Source organism: Staphylococcus sp. EG-SA-17 (genome assembly GCF_017151845.1).
Classification (GTDB): Bacteria; Bacillota; Bacilli; order Staphylococcales; family Staphylococcaceae; genus Staphylococcus; species Staphylococcus aureus.
In genome coordinates, this window is record NZ_JACVZO010000130.1 from 1 (window position 1) to 324 (window position 324).

Here is a 324-nt window from a genome sequence, read left to right on the forward strand (position 1 = left end):
CCTTTTACTATAAATGATTATTACGAAATATATAAAGGCGACAAACTAGCTCAATTGGTTATCGTGCCTATATGGACACCTGAACTAAAGCAAGTGGAGGAATTCGAGAGTGTTTCAGAACGTGGAGCAAAAGGCTTCGGAAGTAGCGGAGTGTAAAGACATCTTAGATCGAGTCAAGGAGGTTTTGGGGAAGTGACGCAATACTTAGTCACAACATTCAAAGATTCAACAGGACGCAAGCATACACACATAACTCGAGCTAAAAGCAATCAAAGGTTTACAGTTGTTGAGGCAGAGAGTAAAGAAGAAGCGAAAGAGAAATAT

1 protein-coding gene and 1 pseudogene are annotated in these 324 nt (G+C 39.8%); both read left to right on the forward strand.

What is annotated here, in order from left to right; genetic code table 11:
• Positions 1 to 156, forward strand: a pseudogene (locus IDG65_RS14395) (dUTP pyrophosphatase); the annotation flags it as partial.
• Between the two features lie 36 nt (positions 157 to 192).
• Positions 193 to 324, forward strand: a 132-nt coding sequence (locus IDG65_RS14400; protein WP_206174259.1) for a DUF1381 domain-containing protein, incomplete at its 3' end; no start/stop codon positions are given.